This window comes from Paenibacillus agri (assembly GCF_013359945.1).
GTDB classification, from domain to species: Bacteria; Bacillota; Bacilli; order Paenibacillales; family Paenibacillaceae; genus Paenibacillus_AQ; species Paenibacillus_AQ agri.
Window position 1 is genome coordinate 94,191 of the sequence record NZ_JABWCS010000218.1, and the last position, 25,449, is coordinate 119,639.

The 25,449-nt window shown below is 51.0% G+C and carries 21 protein-coding genes; 5 read left to right on the forward strand and 16 right to left on the reverse strand.

Annotated features, from left to right (window positions below; translation table 11 throughout):
* Positions 1-36: 36 nt before the first annotated feature.
* The 13 genes from HPT30_RS22845 to HPT30_RS22900 form a co-directional block, all read right to left on the reverse strand.
* Positions 37-1,605 (reverse strand): N-acetylmuramoyl-L-alanine amidase, encoded by a 1,569-nt coding sequence (locus tag HPT30_RS22845; RefSeq protein ID WP_175373623.1) that lies wholly within the window; start codon positions 1,603-1,605, stop codon positions 37-39.
* Positions 1,606-1,811: 206 nt separating this feature from the next.
* The gene (gene leuD, locus HPT30_RS22850) at positions 1,812-2,414 is read right to left on the reverse strand and encodes a 3-isopropylmalate dehydratase small subunit (protein ID WP_175373624.1); all 603 of its coding nucleotides are present in this window, start codon (positions 2,412-2,414) and stop codon (positions 1,812-1,814) included.
* A gap of 29 nt (positions 2,415-2,443) precedes the next feature.
* Positions 2,444-3,868 (reverse strand): 3-isopropylmalate dehydratase large subunit, encoded by a 1,425-nt coding sequence (leuC, locus tag HPT30_RS22855; RefSeq protein WP_175373625.1) that lies wholly within the window; start codon positions 3,866-3,868, stop codon positions 2,444-2,446.
* A 784-nt stretch (positions 3,869-4,652) separates the two neighbouring features.
* Positions 4,653-4,790, reverse strand: a complete 138-nt coding sequence (locus HPT30_RS22860; RefSeq protein WP_175373626.1) for a hypothetical protein — start codon at positions 4,788-4,790, stop codon at positions 4,653-4,655.
* A gap of 385 nt (positions 4,791-5,175) precedes the next feature.
* On the reverse strand, positions 5,176-5,259 hold the full coding sequence (locus HPT30_RS30720; RefSeq protein WP_219214875.1) for a putative holin-like toxin: 84 nt from the start codon (positions 5,257-5,259) through the stop codon (positions 5,176-5,178).
* Positions 5,260-5,862: 603 nt separating this feature from the next.
* Positions 5,863-6,618: a glycerophosphodiester phosphodiesterase gene (locus HPT30_RS22865; RefSeq protein WP_175373627.1), complete on the reverse strand. Its 756-nt coding sequence runs from the start codon at positions 6,616-6,618 to the stop codon at positions 5,863-5,865.
* 18 nt (positions 6,619-6,636) lie between these two features.
* On the reverse strand, positions 6,637-7,629 hold the full coding sequence (locus HPT30_RS22870) for a CehA/McbA family metallohydrolase (RefSeq protein WP_175373628.1): 993 nt from the start codon (positions 7,627-7,629) through the stop codon (positions 6,637-6,639).
* A complete protein-coding gene (locus tag HPT30_RS22875; RefSeq protein WP_175373629.1) occupies positions 7,626-8,099 on the reverse strand; it encodes a hypothetical protein in 474 nt (157 codons plus the stop codon). Before HPT30_RS22875 ends, HPT30_RS22870 begins: the two co-directional genes overlap by 4 nt.
* On the reverse strand, positions 8,096-8,941 hold the full coding sequence (locus tag HPT30_RS22880) for an ABC transporter permease (protein ID WP_175373630.1): 846 nt from the start codon (positions 8,939-8,941) through the stop codon (positions 8,096-8,098). The genes HPT30_RS22875 and HPT30_RS22880 overlap by 4 nt, the downstream gene beginning before the upstream one ends.
* A complete protein-coding gene (locus HPT30_RS22885) occupies positions 8,938-10,107 on the reverse strand; it encodes an extracellular solute-binding protein (protein WP_175373631.1) in 1,170 nt (389 codons plus the stop codon). The genes HPT30_RS22880 and HPT30_RS22885 overlap by 4 nt, the downstream gene beginning before the upstream one ends.
* Before the next feature lie 32 nt (positions 10,108-10,139).
* Positions 10,140-11,171 carry an ABC transporter ATP-binding protein gene (locus HPT30_RS22890; RefSeq protein WP_175373632.1) on the reverse strand — a complete coding sequence of 344 codons (1,032 nt, stop codon included), beginning with the start codon at positions 11,169-11,171 and terminating at the stop codon, positions 10,140-10,142.
* A gap of 26 nt (positions 11,172-11,197) precedes the next feature.
* A complete protein-coding gene (locus HPT30_RS22895; protein ID WP_066363069.1) occupies positions 11,198-12,022 on the reverse strand; it encodes an ABC transporter permease in 825 nt (274 codons plus the stop codon).
* Positions 12,023-12,046: 24 nt separating this feature from the next.
* Positions 12,047-13,063, reverse strand: a complete 1,017-nt coding sequence (locus HPT30_RS22900; RefSeq protein ID WP_175373633.1) for a LacI family DNA-binding transcriptional regulator — start codon at positions 13,061-13,063, stop codon at positions 12,047-12,049.
* Positions 13,064-13,419: 356 nt separating this feature from the next.
* Between HPT30_RS22900 and HPT30_RS22905 the strand changes: the two genes are divergently transcribed.
* Positions 13,420-14,337: a LysR family transcriptional regulator gene (locus tag HPT30_RS22905; protein ID WP_175373634.1), complete on the forward strand. Its 918-nt coding sequence runs from the start codon at positions 13,420-13,422 to the stop codon at positions 14,335-14,337.
* Between the two features lie 146 nt (positions 14,338-14,483).
* Here the strand turns inward: HPT30_RS22905 and HPT30_RS22910 are convergent, their stop codons facing one another.
* Positions 14,484-14,681, reverse strand: a complete 198-nt coding sequence (locus tag HPT30_RS22910) for a hypothetical protein (protein ID WP_175373635.1) — start codon at positions 14,679-14,681, stop codon at positions 14,484-14,486.
* Positions 14,682-15,131: 450 nt separating this feature from the next.
* On the opposite strand from HPT30_RS22910, the gene proB reads away from it, so the two are divergent.
* Genes proB through proC form a run of 3 tightly spaced genes read left to right on the forward strand, consistent with a single transcriptional unit; the run spans position 15,132 to position 18,423 of the window.
* A complete protein-coding gene (proB, locus tag HPT30_RS22915) occupies positions 15,132-16,235 on the forward strand; it encodes a glutamate 5-kinase (protein ID WP_312876366.1) in 1,104 nt (367 codons plus the stop codon).
* 42 nt (positions 16,236-16,277) lie between these two features.
* Complete coding sequence (locus HPT30_RS22920; protein ID WP_175373636.1) at positions 16,278-17,525, forward strand: glutamate-5-semialdehyde dehydrogenase; 1,248 nt, start codon at positions 16,278-16,280, stop codon at positions 17,523-17,525.
* Positions 17,526-17,553: 28 nt separating this feature from the next.
* On the forward strand, positions 17,554-18,423 hold the full coding sequence (gene proC / locus HPT30_RS22925) for a pyrroline-5-carboxylate reductase (RefSeq protein ID WP_175373637.1): 870 nt from the start codon (positions 17,554-17,556) through the stop codon (positions 18,421-18,423).
* Between the two features lie 143 nt (positions 18,424-18,566).
* Here the strand turns inward: proC and HPT30_RS22930 are convergent, their stop codons facing one another.
* Both HPT30_RS22930 and HPT30_RS22935 read right to left on the reverse strand, forming a co-directional pair.
* Complete coding sequence (locus tag HPT30_RS22930) at positions 18,567-20,699, reverse strand: glycoside hydrolase family 3 C-terminal domain-containing protein (protein WP_175373638.1); 2,133 nt, start codon at positions 20,697-20,699, stop codon at positions 18,567-18,569.
* 14 nt (positions 20,700-20,713) lie between these two features.
* Complete coding sequence (locus HPT30_RS22935) at positions 20,714-23,827, reverse strand: alpha-mannosidase (RefSeq protein ID WP_175373639.1); 3,114 nt, start codon at positions 23,825-23,827, stop codon at positions 20,714-20,716.
* Between the two features lie 306 nt (positions 23,828-24,133).
* Between HPT30_RS22935 and HPT30_RS22940 the strand changes: the two genes are divergently transcribed.
* Complete coding sequence (locus HPT30_RS22940; protein WP_175373640.1) at positions 24,134-25,249, forward strand: GntR family transcriptional regulator; 1,116 nt, start codon at positions 24,134-24,136, stop codon at positions 25,247-25,249.
* Positions 25,250-25,449: the final 200 nt, after the last annotated feature.

The window sequence follows — 25,449 nt, forward strand, 5'->3', positions numbered from 1 at the left end:
CTGAGATTTGCAGAATCTCTGCGGTCTCAGCCTAATCTACAAACCAAGATATTCCTTAATCCCCGCTGCAATCTCTCCTGCAAGATTGTTCTGAAGATAGTCTGTATACAGCGCAGCTTCGTTGTCTACATTGGTGAGATAGCCAGCTTCCAGCAGCACGGCAGGCATGCGTGTCTCTCTGGTTACATGAAGGCTCTTATAGCGGACTCCATTGTCCTTAAATCCCGTTCCGGCAAGAAGATGCTTATGCATCTTTTGCGCAAAAGGCAGGCTCTCACTTCGACTGTAATAGGTTTCACTTCCGTTGATTTTGTTCCAGTTGGGAAAAGATGTCTCAAGAGAATTGGCATGTACCGAGAGAAAAAGAGTCGCGCCTGCCGCCTCGGCAATCACCACCCGATCCTGCAGCTCCAGGTGGGTATCTTCAGTTCGGGTATACACCACTGTCAACCGTCCATCCTGTTCCAATAGTGCTCCCGCTTTACGGACCACGGCCAAATTAAAGTCCTTTTCCAATCGGCCCGTGATACTGACCGCCCCCGGCTTAGAACCACCATGCCCCGCATCCAGGACAACTACCGGCTTGCCTGTATTCCCGGCTGTCCCCCCACCGTTCCAAGGAACACCTTGCGTGTTGAGATCGATGGTAACCAAACCAGTGCTTTCATCCTTACTTAGCTGGTAAGGCTGACTGACCGCTGTCTGAATGACAAACCTTACTGTAGAAGGATTAACGCTGAACAAAGCGTACCTGATCTCGGATACTTGCGGGTAGCCGGTCACATCCAGCTTACCTTGCGGGCTACCGTTACCCGCCAGTCCCTGCTGCAGGCTTCCTGCAAACTCCGGTGCAAAAGCCGCGCCGGGTAAATCTACAATAATGCGGGCCGGATTATTCATTACCGTTATGCTTGGCTTGACGCTCCCATCAACGGCAACTACCAGTTTGTTCTCACTGAATACAGCACCCTTCACCTTTGGTGCACCTGCAATAGCGCCGTCGCTGCCCGGAATAGACGCAGTTGGAGAAGGTGTTGAAACAACTATGCCTGGAATACTCCCGCCCAGATTTCCCGGCGTGGCTGATGAAACCTGAGCAGTGGGTGATGGTACTGGTGACGGTATTGGTGTGGGTGCTGCAACTTGGGGAGCTGGCGCTCCTCCGGTTAAATAAACGATTTTATCACGGTTGTCCCAGCCTACCTTTAGTCCAAACTGCTCGCTGACAAACCGGATGGGCACCAGCACCGTGCCTCCGGTTTGTTTGGGTGCAGCATTCAAATCCAGGCGTATCCCGTCGGCATTAGCCGATTTGCTGCCTACGATAAGTTCTACACTCTTAAAATCTTGCTTTATGGTCACTTTACGAGAGGTTTGCTCCCACAGCACTTCAAACCCCAAATTCTCTACTACAATCCGTATGGGGATCATCACACTTCCGTTCACATTCTCAATTGCAATCCCTTTGGGCAGTGCAAGTTCTTTATTGTCCAGAACGATTTTACCTTGTGTCTTTCCTGCCGCGGCAGCATCATGGACGGAAAATGACAGAAACATCAGCGGCAGCAAAAGTAGCGAAAATAGTAAGCGGGTGATTCTCCCCATCCTTTTCTCTCCTTTGATATTTGGATTCGTGAACTTCCATGACCTATCAGACGACAGATACCTTCCAAAAGTTGCCTCTACAGGCAATGAATATATCGATTATAACAAAAAAACTTCTATTTCCGACATCGGAAATAGAAGTTTCTGTTAAAATGGTGCAGTTTTAATATAAACTAACATAACTCATAGAGTCGTCAGGAAAAGCATTAACCGAACAACTTAGCAGCATGACGCTCTTCGTAGGCAGAGATTTCATCCGCATGCTGAAGAGTAAGACCGATATCGTCCAGACCTTGCAGCAGGAACTGGCGACGGTGCTCATCCAGGTCAAAAGCAATGTTCAAGCCATGATCATCACTCAGAACCTTATTCTCCAAATCTACGTGCAATTCGTAGCCTTCATGCTGAGCCGTCCGCTGGAACAATTCTTCCACTTGCTCTTCAGACAATTTAATTGGCAGGATACCGTTCTTGAAGCAGTTATTATAGAAAATATCTGCATAAGACGGAGCAATTACCGTCTTGAAGCCATAGTCCATAATCGCCCACGGTGCATGCTCCCGGGAGGAGCCGCAACCAAAGTTGGCGCGAGAGATCAGGACAGACGCACCTTTATAGCGCGGCTTATTCATCTCGAATGTCGGGTTGTCATTTCCTTCTTCGTCAAAACGCCATTCGTAGAACAGAAATTGTCCGAATCCGGTCCGTTCAATCCGTTTCAAAAACTGCTTTGGAATGATAGCATCTGTATCAACATTGACCCGGTCAACCGGTGCAACGATTCCTGTTAATTTTTTAAAAGCTTCCATGTTAGTTCCCTCCCGTTTAGATCTGATTCTTATGAATTGACGGCTTCCGTCTTATAGTTCCAGTCACGAATGTCGGTAAAACGACCCTTGATTGCCGCAGCGGCAGCCATTGCAGGAGATACAAGATGCGTACGTCCTCCACGGCCCTGACGGCCTTCAAAGTTACGGTTGGAGGTCGATGCGCAGCGTTGTCCTGGTTGCAGAACATCCGGGTTCATCGCAAGGCACATACTGCAGCCTGCTTCACGCCATTCAAAGCCCGCTTCTGTAAATACTTTATCCAGACCTTCTTTTTCCGCCTGCATTTTAACACGTCCGGAACCAGGAACGACAATAGCCGTTACTTGATCAGATACTTTGTGGCCTTTGGCAACCTGTGCAGCAGCGCGCAGGTCTTCAATCCGGCCGTTGGTGCAGGAACCAATAAAGACATAGTCGATGCCAATTTCGGAGATTGGCGTACCTGGAGTCAGATCCATATATTCAAGTGCTTTTTCAGCAGCTTTGCGTTCATTTTCAGTTGTGAAATCAGCCGGATTCGGCACAGTTGACGTAATGTCAGTACCCATGCCCGGGCTTGTGCCCCAGGTTACTTGCGGAATCAGGGTCTCTACATCAAAATCAACAATAGTGTCATACTCTGCACCTTCGTCGCTTACGAGTCCTTTCCAGGTCTCAACTGCAGCGTCGTAAGCAGCACCTTGCGGTACATACTGGCGATCACGCAGGTAATCGAATGTAGTCTGGTCAGGAGCGATCAGACCCGCTCTCGCGCCACCTTCGATCGACATGTTGCAGACCGTCATGCGCTCTTCCATCGACAGCTCACGGATCGCTTCGCCTGTGTACTCGATAACATAACCTGTAGCAAAGTCAGTACCATATTTAGCGATAACGCCGAGAATCATGTCTTTAGCGGTTACGCCAGGATTGCGCTTGCCTGTGAAGCGGACTTCCATCGTCTTGGCTTTTGCCTGCTGCAAGCACTGGGTTGCCAGTACGTGCTCAACTTCACTCGTCCCGATACCGAACGCCAGTGCGCCGAATGCGCCGTGTGTGGAAGTATGGCTGTCGCCGCAAACAATGGTTTTACCAGGATGAGTCAGGCCGATTTCTGGACCCATAACGTGTACGACACCTTGGTCAATATCATTAAGGTCGAACAGTCTCACGCCGAAATCACGACAGTTCTGTGAAAGCGTGTCGATCTGCTGTTTGGAGATCGGGTCTTTGATGTTAAAACGATCCTTAGTAGGTACGTTGTGGTCCATTGTCGCGAATGTAAGCTCAGGACGACGAACCTTACGGCCAGCCAGGCGCAGGCCTTCGAAGGCTTGTGGAGAAGTCACTTCGTGAACCAAATGAAGGTCAATATACAGAATGCTAGGTTTGCCTTCTTCCTGATGAATAACGTGATTGTCCCAAATTTTCTCAAACATTGTCTTCTTGCTCATGAATTTCACCTCATCATTTAATCGTTCATTGGAAGAGAGTGTGGAGTCTCTCTTGAATGAACTAAATATAACATCGCGCTGTTTATTATTCCAAGATATAAAAACTATAGGGTTCATAGGCATGGACTATAAGTTTATATAAGGCAGGTTAGACCATTCTTTGCTTTATAAGGATTTTAAATTGCGTTGCATATGGTGATGCGGGTTAATTGGGGAGGTCAAATGTACATTTCGTCCCCATGGGGACGAATACTGGACTGTCAAAAGTGATTGTCTAAAAATTCCAACCCACTATGCTATTATGCACTACCAAAGCAGTACCGGCCTCATGAGGCTTATACACGAACAGCGTATACAATGAGCCTTACCGGGGGATTTAGCGGGGATTAGCGGGGATTAGCGGGGATTAGCGGGGATTTAGCGGGGATTTAGCGGGGATTTAGCGGGGATTTAGCGGGGATTTAGCGGGGATTTACTAGGAATTCTAACCGAGAAACAAACTCAACTGGTAGACCTTAACACCTTGGTTCAACGTTTAAATTAACGGCATTTTTGTACCTTAAATTGATCATTTTAGAGTAAAAAATCCATTTAAGTGCATTACTGTACCTTATTTCTCCAAGTTTCCCTCAAAAAGAGCTGTACCACAAAAAATAACATACAAAAATGCCCTTAATTATCATTTATATTTGATATAAACTAAATTAAGGTTCGAAAATGCTCTTATTTCCTAATCGCACGATGGGGAGCACAGCGATGAAGCGCCAGAGCCCCCCCTCCCACGTCACTCATAGAATGGGGACAGAGGGTCGAAGCTGCCAAAAGGGTTGGCCAACCGCAGCTGCTTCTGGATCGGCACTTCTTGTCGGTTCCGGCCTTGGAGCGGCAGAATGCGTGCCGTCTTGCTTCTTAGAACCGACATACCCTTGGTGACGAAAGCAACATCTAATAACGCAGTCGCCTACGAACATCCCCAGACGAAAAAGCCGGGACATGGCCGCTCCCCAAAAAAGACGAGACGACCCAACAGAAGGAATTCTTCTCCACCACTGTTGCCGATTCACGTCTTCCGTTCGTAATACCCTACGAAGAAACTTTAGGAGACTGAGTTAAGTGGAAATTCACATTTTCACATATAACTATTTTTACTTTAAAGAGCATGTTGTGGTATAGTAAGGGTATAAAAGACATACAATGCAAAGAGAGCCGTGCGGCAACACGACTCCCCGTTTGCAATAGCCGCTTTTAAGGGCCGCGGCTTCGGAATAGTAGTCATGAGATAGACCGTTTCCTTTGGACAGGGCGGTCTATTTCTTTTTGAGGTAGTTCAGCAGAGCAATAATGAACATGCCAAACATGAACATTAGTGATAATGCTTGATAAACCTCCATTGGCCTCACCTCCCTTCCGGGAGATTAGCCGACCGCCCTTACAAGCCTTCTATTGCTCCTGCGATTATACCATGCCTACTCTTGCATGGATAGATTGCATAAGGCAACCTCTTGATGTGAAATTTGATGTTAAACCGCCCTAAAAGCTGCTACTACATAACATGCAATACATAAAAGCCTTCATTCTTCACGATTTCCCGCCACTATTACAGAAACACTAATAACGGGATGGTTGCCCGCATATGGTGCATGTGAAAGTTGCTCACTGTTGGTGAGGAGAGACTAATATGTTGAGGTGTATTGTGAATAGCTTATATCCAAGCAATCGAGGGATTAGTGATGTGCAATGCATTATGATGAGGCTGCTATAACCCGTCGCCTTGCAGTTTTCAGGCCGGGCAATAGGGCTGTTTTTCCGCTATCTGCTTAACGCCCTCCCGTGCTGTGGTCTTGGACGCCATGGTACTTATCCGTATGAAGATAAAGATTTCCAGATACTAGCATCACGGTGTAAACTATAAGCGAGAATGCCCCCGGCTGGATCGTCACTTACAACGCACAAAAAGGCCCAGCCTGCTTTATATAAGGCTGAACCTTGTCTCATTATTGCTGCATACTTTTCTTCAGCTGTACCAGATCTTCCACGGCCCGTGTGGTTAGGGAGTCCACACCAAGTGCCGCATAGTGCTTCATTAGCGAGACATCATTGACGGTCCAGACATAGACCTTGAGGCCGTTCGCTTTGGCTTGCTCGATTAATTCCGGCTTGACGAACTCATGGTAGATATTAATCCCGAAGCAGGCTGCAGCCAATGCATCGCTTACTGTCTGTTCCAGGGCTTCCTCATAGGATCGGTTTAGAAAATGCTCACTATCAGCGTTCAGCAGCTTCTTAAGCTCGGGATGACGCTGCTGTGCCAGCAGGGCCCGGTCTGCTCCGCAACCAGACAGGAATATTTGGTCCAGCATATCGTGCTTATGCACCAAAGCTGCCGCTGCATCGATGGCTTCATTCACTTTAAGATCCAGATTCACCGTTCGGCCTGAACCTTTAATCAGCAGCAGCAGATCTTCCAGCGTCGAGAAGGTCATCTTTCCCGTCTTGCCGGCATAGTCCACTATCACTTCTACACTCTTAAGCTCTTCGAAGCTTAATGCTGAGATCTGAATAGTACGGCCATTAACGCTCTGCCAGATATCATCATGAGCCAGAATCGCGATTCCGTCCCGGGTGACCCGGATATCATCCTCTATGATATCTGCTCCCAGCCTGATTCCCTCTTCCACAGAGGCTAAAGTGTTGTCTAGAGTATCCATACATCCCGTATGAGCTGTAATCCATGGAAAATGTCCAGTCATTTTCTCGGCTCCTTTGCTTCAATCGAAATAGACTGCATTGGTAAAGGCAATGATCGTACGCACACCTTTCACCATCCCCCAAAGCTCAGCACGAATCCACAGCAAATCTTCATCCGGGATCTCGGCTTCAAGCCGCGGAGCATCTGATGTAATGATTTCCTCAGCCAGTATTCCCTTGTTGCTGTCCAGCTTCAGTGTATAACGCTGATCTTCCAACTTCCAGTGACCCTTGCGCACCTGGAAATCTGCCGACACAGCGGCAACAAAAGTGCTTCCAGACGCTCTGCCTCCCGGTACAGCACTACCGATACCGTAATTAGTCCCGCGCGAAGTCACTTCAAGATTAAGCAGCGGCCCCAGCGTAACAGAGGCACGGCTGGCTGATAAGGCCCCCACAACCTTCGCGGTGATAGGTGCATCCCCTTCTTCAAGCTGAAGATAGGTTACGGACAACGGATCGTCCGTAGGGTCCTGGTGATGCCAATCGCGTCCGGACGTGGCAGCAATCCGGTAGCCTTCATTCAGCTTCTCCGTCCATAACCGGAAGGCGCGGATGTTATTATTTTTCACAGGTGCAAACGTTGTTGACCATACCTCAATATAATCAATATCGTTCCAGTCACTGATTTCAAACTCCCAGTAACAGCCTGTACACATCGGACTGCCGGCGCGGAACGGATGCGCCATTCCGGCAAGGCCGCCCCGTTCATGAACACGTGACAGTCCGGCATGGATATCACCCGGGCCGACCGGGCGCCAGTCGAGGAATTCATCCAGTCCAATCGTCACCATATGACCGAAGAATGTAGTCCATTCCATCCCCGATATGATCGATAGCCCTGTCTCACGTTCAATGACTTCTTTACCCGCAAGCCCTGTCATCGTGTTGTGATCCGTCAATGCGATGCAGTCGAAGCCAAGATTTTTGGCCCCTGCTGCAAGTTCAGCCAGCGATTGCCGGCCGTCGCTGTGGAATGTATGTGTGTGCAGCTCGCAGGCTACCCATTTCATCGCGTACCCTCCTCTTCCAGCCAGACCTTTAGTGTATAATCGCAGACATCGGTCACAATCGCATGCAGGCTTAAAGTGACCTCCCACATGCCCGGTATGATCTCACCCTGTGCTAGTCCCGGAGTGGCTTCATGCCGCGATAGAACATGCAGTTGCTCACGGTCATGCCGGTGAGCGGCCCCGCGATGTCCGTCAGGGGCATCGACAGATACGGTGATTAGATTTTGCAGCGGCAGATAGGACTGCCAGCGTGCTTTTGCCTGCTCCAAATATTCAGCCTCAAAATAGGCCTCGATTCCCTGCTCGATCAGCAGCTTAGCCTTCTCCTGATCTTCTAAATACTTAGGCCCGTAAGTGAAATGAACGCCGAGCCGGTCTGCTGCATTTGGAACAAAGAAACGGTACGCAATATGCGATTTGGAACCTGCAGGAGTTACTTTCCCTTGCGCGTCTACGAGAACAGTCTTCATGATGAACGCATTCCTTCTTCTTTAATCATTGAGCGAATATAGAAATAACCGACAAACGAACACATCAGGAAGGTGAAGAACGCAGTTGCTGCGGCAAGCTGACGATCCTGAAATACCCCGAAGATCTGCTCCATAGAGACTCCGAGCATCTGCGGCGCATTAGGTCCGATCAGGAACGGGGCCGTAAACGAGCCGATCACACCCATGAATACGAAGGTGGAGGCAACCAGCAGTGTTTTGAACGTCAATGGAAGGATCAGTTTGAAAAAAATACGGAGCTTCCCTGCACCCACATCCTTGGCACTTTCAATTACGGAATTCGGTACGGCAGATAAGGCTGAACCTAGAAGCATTGTGGTGAACGGGATGTTGAACCATAGATTGGCGATAATAATCCCTTTCATATCAAAAATAATCCGCGGAAAGCTTTCAGACCCAAAGTGATAAAGGATCCGCGCTGCCCAGCCACGGTTGCCAAGCAATTGGATCAGACCATAGGTAGCAATGACCGAAGGAATAAAGATCGGTATCATGTACATCCGCCGAATCCAGTTGACCGCCATGCCCTGATTAAAGCGCATGTACACAGCCAGAACATAGCTAATGACCAGGACCAGCAGTGTGGAAGCAATCGTCACCTCTAGCGTAAAAATAATATTCGAGCGCATCAGTTTATCAGTGAACAGATACTTATAATTGGACAAGTCGTAACCGCCACTGTGATTCGTGAGACTTTCCTTCAAAGATCCCAGAATCGGCAGCACTACGATTAGCACCAGAATGAGAAAGGAAGGGAGGACCAGGGAAATCCCCAGCAGCCCCCTTCTTGCTTGTTTACTCATTGAGCAGCAACTTCACTTTGCCATTTTTTGTTGATTTCTTTGCCCAGGTCGCCAAGGTTAAAGGTACGGTAGCCTTCTGAAGCACCTTTGAAGGAATCCTGAATCTCCTGCGGCATGTTGCTCAGCTTGATGCCCGGGAAGCCGTGCATTTTGTTAACAATTTCAGTCTGTGCTTCAGGCGAAACGACGAAGTCGAGGAATTTGTATACTGCGTCCTTCTTCTCCGACAGCTTCGGTACCATCAGGTAAGTCGGTCCGCCGTTGAAGCCCGGTGTAATCTGCTGCATCTTCGTTGTTGCCGGAAGCTGACCCTTGGAGATTTGATCAAGTACCATATCAGACCAGGCCGGAATCATATCCACTTCTCCGCTAGCCAAGAGATCAAGTGTACCTTGGTTTTTCTTCGGATAGATGCCTTTACCGTATACGTATTTGCCCAGATCCTTCAAGAGGTCGATCCCTTGACCCCACTGGCTCATGATGCTTGGATCAGAGTTATGAATAGCCTCTTCAGGCAAGAATTTATAGAGGGCTGTAGTTACGAAGGAGCTGCCTGCGCCGCCGGTGGATGGATCATTGTAAGCGAATTTTTCTGGATTTTTACGAATCCAGTCATACAGCTCGTCCAGTGTCTTCGGCGCGTCTTTCACTTTGTCGCTGTTATACGCCAGCAGTACCGCGGAAGCACGATAAGGAATAGCCAGGTTAGAGACGTCTTTCAGGGTATTCTCATCCACATTTTTCAGGTTAGGAATGCTGCTCTCGCTGAGCGTATCCCAGATGTCATCGTTCTTGCCTTTGTTGACGGAATCAATGCCGTCCTCATAAAGGTCAATGTCGCCTGAGCCTTTATTCGCCTGCTTGGCAGCCAGAATGCGGTCATAGGTAGGCTGAGCGCCTGTGCCTGAAGCAACATACACCGGCTTGACCTTAACATCCGGGTTCTTCGCTTCGAACATCGGAATCAGTGTTTTCCAGAGATCGTCAACGTTCTGGGAGCCTGTGTAATAGAAAGAGAATTCCGTCGTCTTGGCAGCAGGCTCAGCCGTAGCGCCATTACCGGCAGCAGCCGAATCATTGCTATTCTTGTCTCCACATCCTGCGAGTAAAGATCCGACCAGAACCAAACTTGTCAAAAGGGTGAATGCTGTTTTCTTGTTAGACATGAACTAATTTCCTCCTTGAGTGTTTGCTCATTTTACTGTTCCGGATATGCTAGAATCTTGGCAAAGCCTACCGACACCTGTTGACCATGATGAAGCGATCTGACCTCGTCGCGAGCCAGGAATGCACGTACCGTGCCATGATCCTGAACATCGACCGACACCTCGGCATAATGACCAAGCACCATAATCTGCTTAATCGTCCCCTGTAGTCTACTCTCTGCGCCCCCACCGAACTGAATATCTTCCGGCCGGACAGCCACCGTAACTTTACCTGAAAGCTTATTAGGGTTCGGGAAACTCAGTTCCCCTACCTTAATCCCGCCTTCAGCAACCACCCCCTTCAAGAAGTTCATTTTCCCGATAAACTGGGCCACATATAGTGATTTGGGCTCATCGTATATTTCCTGCGGAGTGGCAATCTGCTCGATATGTCCATGATTCATCACCACAATCCGGTCAGAAATCGATAAGGCCTCCTCCTGGTCATGCGTGACAAAGACCATGGTCAGACCGAGGTCAGCTTGAATCTCGCGCAGTTCCTCCCGCATTTCGTGCCGCAGCTTGGCATCCAGTGCCGAGAACGGCTCATCCAGCAGCAGCACCGCAGGCTTCAACAGCAGTGAGCGGGCCACGGCGATCCGCTGCTGCTGACCGCCGGACAGCTGTCCAGGATATTTCTTTCCTGCACCCGGCAGACGAACCAGCTCCAGCACCTGCTCAATTGCCTGATCACGTTCTGCCTTCTTCACCTTGCGGATTTTCAGACCGAACGCCAAATTATCGTACACCGTCATATGCGGCCACAGATTGTAGCCCTGAAAGACCATAGAGGTCGGACGTTTCTCCGGTGGTGCTTTTAATACACTTTTACCTTCAATCAGAATGTCTCCGGCATCTGGATCAAGGAAGCCGCCGATACTGCGCAGCAATGTTGTCTTCCCGCAGCCGGACGGTCCCAAGAGGGTGACCATCTCTCCTTTGCCGACATCCAGTGAAATATCGCTTACTCCATCGCCTGTTTTATAACGTTTTGTCAGTTTCTGAATGGATAATTGGATTCCCATAATGTCCTCCTGTCCTGCACGTCAGTTTATTTGATCTGGAAGCCGCTCGACAGAACATCCGCGCTGACAAAACGCTGGGCCGCCAGCAGTAAAATAATCGTCGGAGCTGTCAGAATAATTGAGAAGACCGCACCGGCATAAGCCGGGTAATCGCTAATAATGCCATACATCACAACAGGCATCGTTCTGAAATTGGGTACGCCGACGAGGAACGTCCCTTGCGCTTCATCCAGAGAGTTGAGAAAGGTAAAGATTGAAGCGACGATAATACCTGGCATCGCCATCGGCAGCGTAATACTGCGGAAGACCCGGAACGGGCTTGCCCCTACGTCGCGGGCCGATTCTTCCTGCGCCGTGTGAACATTACGGAACGCTGAGGTCGGAATCCAGGTCATGTACATCAGCACGTTGATGATATGAATCAGAATGACGCCGAGCAGGGTGTTCATCAGACCAAGCTTATAGAACAGCACTGCGATGGAGACGTATAGCCCCATTTTAGGAAAGGCGTGCGTCAGCAGGAACGAGAACAAGAAGAACTTGCTGAGCGGAAAACGAATTCGGGCAAAGGCATACGCTGCCGGAACACAAAGCACGATCGATACAGCAGTAACGATAGTAGCGATCAGGAAGGAAAGAGCGATAGACTGCGAGACTCCCTCCTGCTGGAAGACAAACTTCCACCATTTCAGCGACCATTCCCTAGGAAGCATGTCCGGGTAATTCCAGTTCCCTGTAAATGCGAGAATAGCCAGGTTCAACAGAGGTCCCATGAAAAAGATCACGAAGATGATTAGAGCGACAAATTCGATAATTTTCTTTGGACCCAGTGATTTTAAATACCACTTCATTACATGTCCTGCTCCTTCCAATCATTAAGTGTCCTGATGTGATGTAGAATGCCTGATCACCAGTTCAGGCTTAAGCTCCAGTATTGTCTCTTTGACAGAATTCTCGCGAATCAGCTTGTCTAGCATGACACAGGCAACATGGCCCATTTGCTGGGTATCGACTCGAATGGTCGTTAAGGGCGGGTTCGTGATAGAAGAAATATCTATATCATCGAAGCCCATTACCGCCACTTGCTCCGGGACGCTAAGGCCTTGCTCGTGCAAAAATTTCATGGCCCCCAGCCCGATCATGTCATTGGTACCGAATACTGCAGTATAAGCCCCTTGTCTAAAATGCTCCCAATGTTCGCTCATCGCTCTGTAGCCTGCTTCGAACGTTGAGGCTACGGGATAGGCGATAGCATCTTCCGAGATATCCAGGTGATGCTCCTGCATATAGTCCCGAAATCCCTCCAGCCGCAAATGATGGCTTCGATGGTCCTGCGGACCGGCCAGCATGAAGATCTTGCGGTGTCCAAGGCCGGTTAAATGCCGGGCAGCCTCACGCCCCCCTTCCTGATCCCGGTTCACGATATGAACCACACCATCCACATTCGTGGAGCCGTTAACCATTACATAAGGAACGCCGAATTTACTAATATGATCGATCACATTCTGCTCCAGGCGGCTGATCAAGATCAGCCCGTCTACCCGCTTCTCCATCATGAAATCGGCGGATCTTAGCGACATTTCATGGTCCGTCGTTACAAATACGGAGTAATTCATCCTTGCAGCTGTAGCCAGAATGGCGTCGATGATTTTACCGTAAAAGGGATGGGACACGATGGGATAATCCCTCCGGTAGATCAGAATCCCGATATTATGCGTACGCTGCAAGACCATCGCTCTGGCGATCGCATTCGGCTTGTACTGCAGCTCCTGAATCACCTTCAGAACCTTGTCTTTGGCCTCCTGGCTTGTATAACCATGTCCCGAAATCACTCTGGATACAGTAGACTTGGATACACCTGATAGAAGAGCGATCTCTTTGATATTGCTCATAGCTTACCTCCGCTTATAGGTATGAGATCGTTCCCACATCTATAAGATACCGTCCGAATATAAGTTTGGTATTAACCGAATCGAACGGATACGTAAAGAAAAAACGCTGGGTAATCACATTGTTCGCCGAAAATTTTCATTAATTTCTATATCATTCAATTAAAAGCGTTCTAATATAAAGGGAACGTTAAAATGATTTTCAGTACGTAAAAACAAAATGAACAAAGCGAAATAGCCGAAGCAGTGAGGTGATCGACAAGATCCACCGTGGCTGACAGCAGGATTCCTATATTAAATGTTATGGTCATAGGTTATACTTATAAGAGAAGTGATTTAACACCGGGGAGTTTTGGAATATGGAATTCAGACAATTACAATATGCACTACAAATCGCTGCCGAAAGAAATTTCTCGCGGGCAGCAGAGAAGCTGCATATCGCTCAGCCTTCGCTCAGCCAGCAGCTCTCCAAGCTGGAAAAGGAGCTGGGGGTCCTGCTCTTCCAGCGGAATACCAGCTCCGTTGAGCTGACCCATGCCGGGACAAAATTTGTAGAGCAAGCCCAGATCATTATCGATGCTGTAGAGCTGCTCCGCCAGGAAATGTCCGATATCTCGGAGCTGCGTTCCGGCCGTGTCGTGGTCGGCAGCATGCCGATTACAGGCGCACATTTGCTTCCGCATGTGCTGCCGATCTTCAAGCAAAGCTATCCGGAGATTGAGATTGCGCTGCTCGAAGACTCCTCTATGAATCTGGAGAAGCTGACCGCTGGGGGACAAACCGACCTTAGTCTGCTGTCTCTCCCTTTAGAGGTTCCTGCACTGGCCTATGAAGTGCTGGGAGAGGAACGGATTGATCTGGCGGTTCCCGCCGATCACCCTCTTGCAGCCCGCAGCAAGGATGGAATCCGCACTTCGCTGGAGGAGCTGAAGAATGAGCCTTTTATTGTACTGAAGGAAGGCCAGGGCTTCCGCAAGCTGACCATTGAGCTGTGCAGGGAGGCGGGGTTTGAGCCGAAGATTGTTTTTGAGAGCAACAATATGGAGACCGTGCAGTCACTGGTGGCTACAGGCATGGGGGTTACGCTTGTGCCTCATTTCATCGCCCGGGCACCGCGCAGTGAATTTGTGCCTGTCTACCTGCCGCTGGCTGAGCCTGTACCGAGCCGGACGCTGGTCTTCGCATACCGCCGGGGCCGTTATCTCTCCAAGGCAGCGGAAGCTTTTATGAAGACGTTTCGCACAACTGTGGCTGCTCTGACGGATGAAGAAGCATAACAGCATACTATGCAAAAACTGTTATCCTCTGCTATGAGATAAACCCGGCGTTTACTGTCGGGTCCTTACACATGAGAAAAGCCGCGGACACCTTGCAAGGTTGTCCGGCGGCTTCTTTCGTCTCCATATTTAGAACATCTGCAGCCTTATTTACGTAAATTATGCTGAGTAATCAATCGGTTCTGATCATCAGAGAGTCTTGCAGTGCTTTCGTCCACCAGTCCTTTGGTTCCGGGATTGCCGGTCTTGTCCTCGATGAACTCGCGCAACGCGTTGCTCTGAATCTCAGCGGATTCCTTTGCGGATTGGTTCTGTTCCTGTTTGGTATTGTTGTCTTTACTCAAGTTGCATCCACCTCCTGGTAACAGATTATAAGTATTTTACCCGTTCTCCCCGAGGATAAACATCTTTTTCAGGACACTTTAGTCTCCTAAAATAAAAAGGCCGTCCACCCTTTGCAAACCGCCCTTTGCCATGTTATTCTATAGGACAAATACTGAAACGTGCTGACGGGACCAGTAAGAACGAGTCCACCCGCGCCCAGAGAGTAAATTCCGGAAGGCTGAGAGAATTTACCGCGGTTTTGTTCTGAAGCCTACCCCTGAGCGGCCTGCATGCAGCAGGACGGACCCTCCCGTTATGAGAATGAAGTCGGATGAACCCTCATCAATGAAGGTGGTACCGCGGAAGTGAATTCAAGCTTTCGTCCTTTGCTAAGTCTAAGGATGGGGGCTTTTTTGCATTTACCCAGAATTCAGAAGATTCTTATCAATCTTGAGGAAGTGAAGCACAAAGTGACGACAAGAATAGTGGTCAAAATCGGCAGCAGCTCGCTGACCGGACCGGAGGGCGGCCTGAACCATGCCGCTATCGCCTTCTTCGCAGCCGAGATTGCCGGGCTGCGCGAGAGGGGTGCGGAGGTGCTGCTGGTCACCTCCGGAGCGGTAGCCGCCGGGTTCCGCAGCATCGGCTACCCGGTGCGCCCGCGGCTGCTGCATGAGAAGCAAGCCGCTGCCGCAGTAGGCCAGGCGCTGCTTATGCAGGCCTACCAAGAGGCTTTCACCAAGCATGGTATCATCGCAGCGCAAATCCTGCTCACCCGGACTGACTTTTGCAGCCGCCGGGCCATGAACAATGCCGTAATGACCGTGGAAGAGCTGCTCCGGCAGGGGGCTGTACCCGTATTCAATGAGAACGACACGGTCTCTGTCGATGAATTGAAGTTCGGCGACAATGACACGCTGTCAGCACTGGTCGCCAATCTGCTCAAGGCTTCCCACCTCTTGGTACTTACGGATATGGACGGCCTGTACAGTGGTGATCCGCGCACAACGCCGGATGCTGTGAAGTATCATCAAGTTGATGAGATCACGCCCGAGATATACGCGATCGCCGGGGGAGCTGGCTCCAGTGTCGGTACCGGTGGCATGCGCTCCAAGATCGATGCCGCCAAGATTGCTACGCGTGGCGGTGTCCCGGTCTTCATCGGCAGGGCCGCCGATCCGGGCGATCTCCGGCTTGCAGCCGACGGAACCGGCAAAGGCACTTACTTCGCCACTACCCTATCTTCTCTGCCGGTTAAGAAGCAATGGCTGGGTTTCATGTCTACCCCACTCGGCACCTTGCATATTGATGCAGGAGCCGTTGAAGCTCTACTTAACGGCGGGCACAGCCTGCTCCCGATCGGGGTCAAGCAAACTGACGGCAGCTTTCATGCTGGCGATGTTGTTGAGGTGCTGGGACCGGACGCTCATCTGCTGGGGCGCGGCATTGTCAATTATGACGACAGCCAGCTCCGCAGCATCCAAGGATTGCCCAGCCGCGAAATCGTGCCGAAGCTCGGAGAGGTTCACCGGTTGGAGGTTATCCACCGCGACGAATGGATTACACTGAGATAAGAGGGTCTTTTTCATACTATTTATAATCAGGGGGGAAATATTATGAGTGAAGTTGTAAACAAAGCAACCTTGGCCAAAGAGACCGTAGGATCCTTAGTTAAATTGACCACCGACCAGAAAAATGAAGCCTTGCTGGTGATGGCTGCAGCGCTTCAGCATGAAGCAGCTGCGATTATCGCCGCCAACGCTGAAGATCTGGAGCGCGGACGTCAGAATGGCACGCCAGAATCGATGCTGGATCGGCTGGCACTGGATGAGCTTCGGATTGCGGGGATCGCTGAAGGACTGCGGCAAATTGCCGTACTACCCGACCCAGTAGGTGACACCTTGGAAACCTTTGAACGGCCGAACGGCCTGTCTGTTGAGAAAATCCGCGTGCCACTGGGCGTGATCGGCATCATCTATGAAGCCCGTCCCAACGTCACAGTGGATGCGGCAGGACTCTGCCTGAAGACTGGCAACGCAGTTGTGCTGCGTGGCGGCTCTTCCGCCCTTTCCTCCAACCGAAAGATCGTGGAAGTGTTGCATAAGGCCCTGGCCACAACAGCGCTCCCGCCAAATGCCCTGCAACTGATCGAAGACCCTAGCCGTGCTTCTGTCGATGAAATGCTGAAGCTGAACGGTCTGCTGGATGTCATCATCCCGCGCGGCGGCAGCTCTTTGATCCAGAACGTGGTAATGAATGCTACCGTACCTGTCATTGAGACTGGTGCCGGGATCTGCCATACGTATCTGGATGCGGATGCAGATCCGGAAATGGCGCTTAATATCAGCCTTAACGCCAAGGCCCAGCGTCCTTCCGTCTGCAACTCCATGGAAACCTTGATTGTAAACCGGGACTATGCACAGGTCCATCTGCCAGCGCTGGCTGAAGCCTTCCGCGAAGCCAATGTAGAACTACGCGGCTGTCCAGAGACCGTGGCTCTTGTGCCTTGGGCGCTTCCGGCGACGGAGCAAGACTATGCGACAGAATATAACGATTATATTCTGAACATCAAAATCGTCGGGGATTTGGATGAAGCAATGGGGCATATTGAACGATACGGAACTAAACATTCGGAGTGTATCGTGTCTGAAACTACCGACCATGTAGCCCGCTTCCTGCAAGAAGTCGACGCGGCTGCCGTATACCATAATGCTTCCACCCGTTTCACTGACGGCTTCGAATTCGGATTCGGAGCTGAGATCGGCATCAGCACGCAGAAGCTGCACGCCCGTGGTCCTATGGGACTCCCAGCACTTACATCAACAAAATATAAAGTATACGGCAACGGCCAGATCCGGGGCTAAATTCATTATTCAAAGGGGCGTTAACCTTATGTGTCAACAGCAATCCATTCCATTGCTTAATCATGAGATCGTGTTCTACGGTGCGGGCTCCATGGCTGAAGCTATTGTCCGCGGATTGATTAACCGCAATGTGGTATCTTCGCAAAATATCATCATGCTGAACCGCAGCAGCAACGAACGCCTGGCTGAGCTTCGGGCCCGCTATGGCGTTCAGGGATCGAATGACCCTGAGCAGAAAAACGGGTATCTCCGCAGCGCTCCCGTGATTGTGCTGGCTATGAAACCAAAGGATACCGCAGAGGCCTTGCGCCATCTGGGACCGCTGCTCTCTCCCGGCCAGCTTGTCATCTCGGTGATTGCCGGAATGTCCATCCGCACGATGCAAGGGCTGCTAGGCACTCCGCAGCCTGTTGTACGCTCGATGCCCAACACTTCCAGCTCCATCGGGCTTGGCGCAACCGGCCTGGCCTTCTCCAAAGAAGTGGATGAAGACAGCCGCCGTCTGGCACTTAACATCTTCGATGCGGTAGGCATCACAACCGTTATCGATGAGGAACGCATGGAGACGCTGACTGGCATCTCCGGCAGCGGTCCTGCCTACATCTACTACATGATGGAGGCCATGATCGCCGCCGGTATCCGTGGCGGGCTATCCTCTGAGCAAAGTGCGGAGCTGACGGTCCAGACCGTACTCGGCGCAGCCCGGATGGTACAGCAGACCGGTGAGGAACCGGCGGCCCTGCGCAAGAAGGTTACCTCGCCGAACGGTTCCACCCAGGCGGCGCTTGAAGTACTAGAGCGCGGTGATTTCTTCGAGAACGTCATCGCTGCGGTGAACCGCTGTGCGGAACGCTCTCGCGAAATGGGAACGGCGCTGGAGAAAGAACTGCAGCAATAGAAATTCCCTGAGACCCACATTTACAGACTACAGCAGCTATAACCAAAAAATGCAAAGCGGGCGTTTCCCCATAATGGGAGAAGCGCCCGCTTTCCTGTTTTCATAACGAAAAAAGATATCCTTTACGATACAACGAAGCCGGTTTAGACGAGACCCCACTCAAAAGACAGCGGTGTGCTTCCGGACAGCACCACGCTCCGTTCATCCGGCTGCGAGGTGCCGATATATCCTCTGAAGCGCCGGCTGTCGAATTGGCGTTCTCCCGCCTCTGTCACAACCTGCATGGAGGCAGGTCGAACCCGCAACGTTACGGTTTGTGACGCCCCGACCGGCAGCTCCACACGTTTGAAGTCCGCCAGACTGTAGTTGGTGACGGCATAAGCCGACTCCAGATCCTTCACGTAAAGCTGAATCACCTCTTCGATGGCATAGGCCCCTGTATTCGTAATCGTAACTGTTGCCTCACAGACCTCTCCCTCAGCAATTTCCTCTCTCGCAAGCAGGCCGGACAGCTCCGTTCTGGAATACGTCAGGCCAAAGCCGAATGGGTACAAACTCTCCTGCTCCATATATCGATAGGTCCGTCCAACCATACTATAGTCCGTAAATGCTGGCAGATCATCCGTGCTCCGGTAAAAGGTAATTGGCAGCTTGCCACTCGGCGAGTATTCCCCGAACAGCAGATCGCTGGCGGCGATACCACCCAGGCTACCCGGATACCAGGCATTGAGGATCGCATCGCAATGCTCATCGGCCCAGTTCACAGCCAGCGCGCTTCCCGTCCCCAAAATCAACACGGTCGGCTTGCCTACAGCAGTAATCCGCTCCAGCAGCTCCTGCTGGACACCCGGCAGGCCCAGGTCAACCCGATCACCGCTGGCATAAGGATTGCTGGCATCCCCCTCTTCGCCTTCGATGTCAGCGTCAAGCCCCAGACATAACACGACGACATCGGAGCGCTCAGCCATCGCGAGTGCTTCCGACAGACGGTCATTTCGGCGGGCACCTTCCTCCACAGAGCTGCGCAGTAGATGGCAGCCTTCGGAATAATAGACACGGGTGCCTGGTTCGACTGCCGCCTGAATCCCCTCCAGGATCGTCACATACTTCGAGGCTGTGCCAAAATAGTTGGCCCGCAGCATGGTCTGACTGTCGGCGTTAGGGCCAATAACAGCGATGGAGGAGATGCTGCTTTTGTTCAGCGGCAACAGGCCGTTATTTTTGAGCAGCACCATGGATTTGCGCGCCGCTTCCAATGATTTGTCACGATGCTCCTGGCAATCGTTCACCTCATAAGGAATATTGTCGTACTCTCCGGCCTCGTCGAACATCCCCAGCCGAATGCGCGTCCGCATCAGGCGCACGGCTGACGTCGTAATTTCCTCCTCTCTGATAAGCCCCTCGCGGTAAGCTTGCATTAAATGGAGATACGTATGTCCACAGTTGATATCACAGCCATTCTTCAAGGCCACTGCGGCGGACTCTGCGGCATTGGCCGTTACCTTGTGATGATTGTGGAAATCACAGATCGCGCCGCAATCCGAGACGACATGTCCGTCAAATCCCCAGTTCTGCCGCAAAATCTCTTCCAGCAAAAAATGATTGCCACAGCAGGGTACACCGTTAACCGCATTATAGGCGCCCATCACGCTCTCTACCTTACCTTCCTTCACGCTGGCTTCAAAAGCTGGAAGATAAGTCTCATACAAATCCTTGAGCGAGACAACCGCATTGAATTCATGCCGTCCCTGTTCCGGGCCGCTGTGCACTGCATAGTGCTTGGCGCAGGCGGCGACCTTCAGCCGCTTTCCTTGGCCTTGAAGCCCTTTTATATAGGCCACGCCCAGACGCTCCGTCAAATACGGGCATTCTCCATAGGTTTCCTGTCCCCGCCCCCATCTGGGGTCACGGAAAATATTAATGTTCGGCGCCCACATTGTCAGTCCTTTATAGATATCCCTGTCTCCCTTGCGCAGACTTTCATTATATTTAGCCCGCGCCTCTGTAGCGATCACAGCTGCAATCTCCTGAAGATACGCTTCATCAAAGATAGAAGCCAGTGCAATTGCCTGCGGAAATATCGTCGCTGTGCCGGCACGCGCCACCCCGTGCAGCCCTTCATTCCACCAGTTGTATTGCGGCACACCTAGCCGTTCGATGGCCGGCGCCTGATGCAATAGCTGTGCCGCCTTCTCCTCCAGTGTCATCCGGCTGACAAGATCCTCTGCCCGTTCCTGATCAGAATAGCCGGCATCCAAATAGATACGTTTGTTCATATCTTCCCTCCGCTCTAATAAGCAATCTTGACGGTCTTAATCTCAAATGGACGGAAGACCAGCTCCGCCTCGCTTCTTCCGCCAAGCGGCTCCAGCGGCTCTTCCAGCATGTTGGTCAAGGCCTGTGCGGTCAGTCCTGCGCTACCCAGCTTCAGATGAGTTCTTGTATACGTGCCTTCCGCCTCGTACAGCCGCAGGATGAAGGCCCGCTCCCCATCTTCGCACGGCTTGATTGTTTCGATAATGACATTGTCCGCTGCAATGGTTGCCAGCGGAGCGATCTCCGTCTGTCCGGCGATCACAAGCGGCGGACAATTCAGCTGATACGCCGGTTGAATAACGGAAGACGCCGCAAAGCCTTCATCATGCGGATAGAAAGAATACGTACACTCATGCAGCCCTTTGTCGCCGCGATAATCCGGCCGGACGCCGCCCTTATGCAGCGTCAGCCGCATTTCGCTGCCCAATACGGAGATGCCGTATTTGCAATCATTCAACAAGGCAATGCCGTAACGATTCTCCGACAAATCGCTGTATTTATGGTTGAGCACCTCGAACATCGCTTTCTCTTCATTCGTATTGCGGGTCGTTGGACGACGCAAATAGCCGAATTGAACCTCCTGGCGAACAAAATCGGTATGGATTGAAGTCGGGAAGGCTGTTTTGAGCAGACGATGGTCATCCTGCCAGTTCATCACCGTCTCAAAACGCACCTCCGGGCTGGCCGCATAGAAGATCATGTCCTGGTTAAGGCTTGATAATGGGGATAGCTCATAGCGGCTGCGGATTCTGAACTCCACTGCACCGTCCGCAACCACCTCGCGGGATAGCAGCTTGGCACAAGGGACCAGCTTCAGCTCAATATCCGCATCAATATCCCAACTATCCCAGGCGCTAGGCGCGTCTTCCGCCATCAGGAAGGTGTTCAACGGCAGGCCGTCTCCGCGAAGCTCCCGGCCATTTCGCTTATCGGTGAAGGAACGGATAAAGCCGTTCTCATCAAATACAATGATCGCAAACGGCGTTTCCAGCGTGTCTCCGTCATAGGAGAAAGCAGAGGATGGGTCCGGCGCACCTGCCACCAGCTTGAGCGCTGATGACGATAGCGCCGGGATGTGCAATCCGCCCACTGTAAGCTTATGCCGTCCGCTCAGGTCCACAAAGTGCTGCTGCGGATAGCCTCCCTCCACGATTTGCCCTTCAGCCACCGCCAAATAAAGCGCGTCTTCCCGATCAAAGGATAGTGTGTTGATGACTGTAAGGCTGCCCTCCACATCTTGAAGGGAAAGACGCTCCAGCAGCAGATTTTCACCATCATGCAGCAGGGCTGTCATTTCTTCATTGGTCTGGTCATGGGCTCTTGGAATACATGTTCCTGGCAGCGTATCATGGAACTGGTTCACGAGCAGCGTCTCCATCAATGAACGAATGCCTTCGTCCGTTACGATACTTCCCGCCTTAACCGCTTCAGCGACCGTAATATACTCCAGATTGCGAAGCAAAAATTCCGCCTTGCGGTTATTGCGCTTGATCGTATGCTGATTGGTCAAAGTTCCGCGATGCAATTGCAGATAGAGCTCTCCAGTGTGCGTGGACGGATTCACCACAGAAGCTTCCAGCTTGCGCATAAATTCACCGGCCGTGACATGAGCGGTACGCGGCACACCTTCCAGGTCCTTGATCCGGCGAGCCATCTCGATCATTTCAAATTGCGGTCCGCCGCCGCCATCGCCAAAGCCGTAGGACAGCAGTCGCATATTGTTCACTGTCTTCTCACGGATCGGATCATGGTGTCTTTTACCATCCACCACAAAATCAATCACGCTCTCGGCATCAGGCCAAATATGTGTCCGGTTGAAATGCGTCAGCACCTGGGTGCCGTCAATACCCTTCCAATAGAACGTCTCATAAGGGAAATCCGTCGTATCGTTCCAGCTCAGCTTAGTCGTCAGGAAATAATCCACCCCGCAGCCCTTCATAATTTGCGGGATCGCAGCACTGTATCCGAAGGTATCCGGCAGCCAGAATGCGTTGGATGTGTAGTTAAAATGCTCCCGCGTATAGCGTTGTCCCCACAGAAATTGCCGGATCATCGACTCCCCGGACGTGATGTTGCAATCGCACTCCACCCAGACGGCCCCGTTCGGCTCATAACGCCCTTCCTGCACCTTTTGACGAATATCCTCGAATAAATCAGGATAATTAAGGCGAATCATCTCGGTATGATACGCCGAGCTCTGGATGAACTTATACTCCGGATAACGTTCCATCAAGCTGATCTGGTTAGAGTATGTGCGGGCGCATTTTTTGATGGTCTCGTCCCGATGCCATAACCAGACCGTGTCCATATGAGAGTGACCGATCAGCCCGGCGAACGGAGCCGAATCTGAATTCGTCGATTTCAATACATCCTTGAGCAGCGGAGCAGCTAGCCTAAGCCCATCGTAAAATGCCTCCCGCTCAACGTATTCCAAAGAATAATACAAAACCTTATGAACCTCCGTAAGCGCATTCAAAATAACGGCGCGGCGGAAGCTGTGCGCATCCAGCGAAGAGGCCAACTGATTCACTGTCCGCAAATCAAAATAAAAATCGGCGATAATTTCGTCCATCACACAAATGTCCACACCGTTATAGGCGTAATCAAAGGTACGCAGCCCGTTATCTTCATACGGAAAGCAGCCCTTCACATAATGCCCGGCATAATACTCCAGTGCAATATCGATCGCTTCTCCGGCGTCCACCTGCTGCTTCAGCAGATCACAGTAATGATTGCCATGTCCAGTTACGACGATTTTGCTGCAAAATGTGCCGAACGGCTTGCCGTTCACCCACAACATCGCCTCATAGCCTTCGATATTCGGTTTGATATACAACGTCTTTCCATCATGTTCAGCCGGAACGGCATATTGCCCTTTGAACCAGCAATAGCTTCCCTCACCTTGATAGCGATCGCCGGGCAGGCACGGAGTGAACCGCTCCTCCTCCGGAATGGCATGGAATTGCCGATCCGTATGGAACATGGACATCTCTACCTGGTCAATGGGCTGGAACAGCATCGGCTCCAGTGTTGTTTCAAAACGTTGGAGCTTTGACAGCATGCGGTTAATTTGCTTCTCATTCAGCATAATGTACCTCCTGCTAAGATAGATTTATAACAAAAACCATTTGATATATCATATTATTGATTTGTATAATATAAAATGCAATACTTTTTATTTGATATAACAATAATCACGCAAAACTATGTACAAATATCAGAGTCGCTCTGTGGAGAGGAATTCATTAATTGGTACATGGTTGAAGCGGACGTGCAAAGGCTGACGAAATAGGGCCTACCATCTGCGAAAAAATGAAAATTGAATAAAGATGATAACATTGACTTGTCCGTAAGGTTTGATACACTAAGTCATAAAACGAAATCGGAGAAAGCTATGTCAAATGATTCCCCCAAATTGCTATATCAAATTATAAAGGAAGACATTTTGTCGCTTATCGGGCAAAAGCAGTTCAGCTACGACGAGCCGATCTGTACTGAAAAAGGCCTGTCCGAGCAATATGGCGTCAGCCGCATTACCTCCAAACGGGCCATCGACGATCTGGAGAAGGAAGGCATTCTGTACCGCAAGCGCGGTGTGGGGAGCTTCGTGCGACGTCCTTCCGACAGGGCTGCTATAGAGCCTGCCAAATCGTTGACAGCCCAGGGGACCACGACATCCGGTACCACCCTTCCCTTTGTCCTGCCGTTTGCAGTAACCGAGGGCGGGATGCTGCGGATCGTGGAGGCGGCCTCCAGGCAACTGGCTGCGCACGGATACCATTTGGCGGTTCATATTTGCGAGCGCGACCTGGAGCAGGAGCGCAGCTTGCTTCTGCATCTCAGCTCCCAGCCTGTAGGCGGGCTGATCCTCTATCCTGCGGGTGGTGAACTGCCAACCGAGATTCTCAAGCTTTTCGCGGACAACGGGAAGCCGGTCATCATTCTGGATACGCCACATGACATCAGCTATTTGAGCAGCATCGTCTGCGACAACTATGGCGGCAGCTACATGCTGACCCGTCATCTCATTGATTACGGGCACCGCACCATCGCTTATTTATCCAGATTCACCCCACAGGAGCGAACCAGCCTCTCGGAGCGCTACAGAGGGTTCATGCAATGTATGCAGGACCATCATCTGCCGGTTCCCCCGGAGGTTATCCATATGAATTTGAGTACAGACCACCATATGCTCAAGCACACCATCAACAGTTTGTATCGTTCCGGCGTAACGGCGATTGAATGTGAAAATGACGAGGTCGCATTCAACGTATATATGTGCTGCCTCAGCCTGTCGATCCAGGTGCCTGAGCAGATGAACATTACAGGCTTTGACAATATCGAATGGGCTGTAACGGGCAGCGCCCAGCTCACCACCGTCGATCAAAATTTCGCAGCTATGGGCGAGATGATCGCAGACCTTATTTTGCAGCCGCAGCAGGAGCCGGTCTTCAAAACCGTACCGGTAGCACTAATTCCACGTGCATCAACAGGCCCGGTTGCGATATAACCAGGATGTGCTGTAGCCTGCAAAGGAATATCCCAAATACGCCAGCGTCCCTCATCAGCCAGCAATGCTGCAGCCTAGAGGGACGCTGTTTTGTTATTGTTCGGGCAGCGGCCTGCCCTCTACAGGCTTACACAAGTAAACATCGAGCCAAATGTGCAATCCGACTTTTCGGCAAGCCGGCAATCAGAATCGGTTAGCAG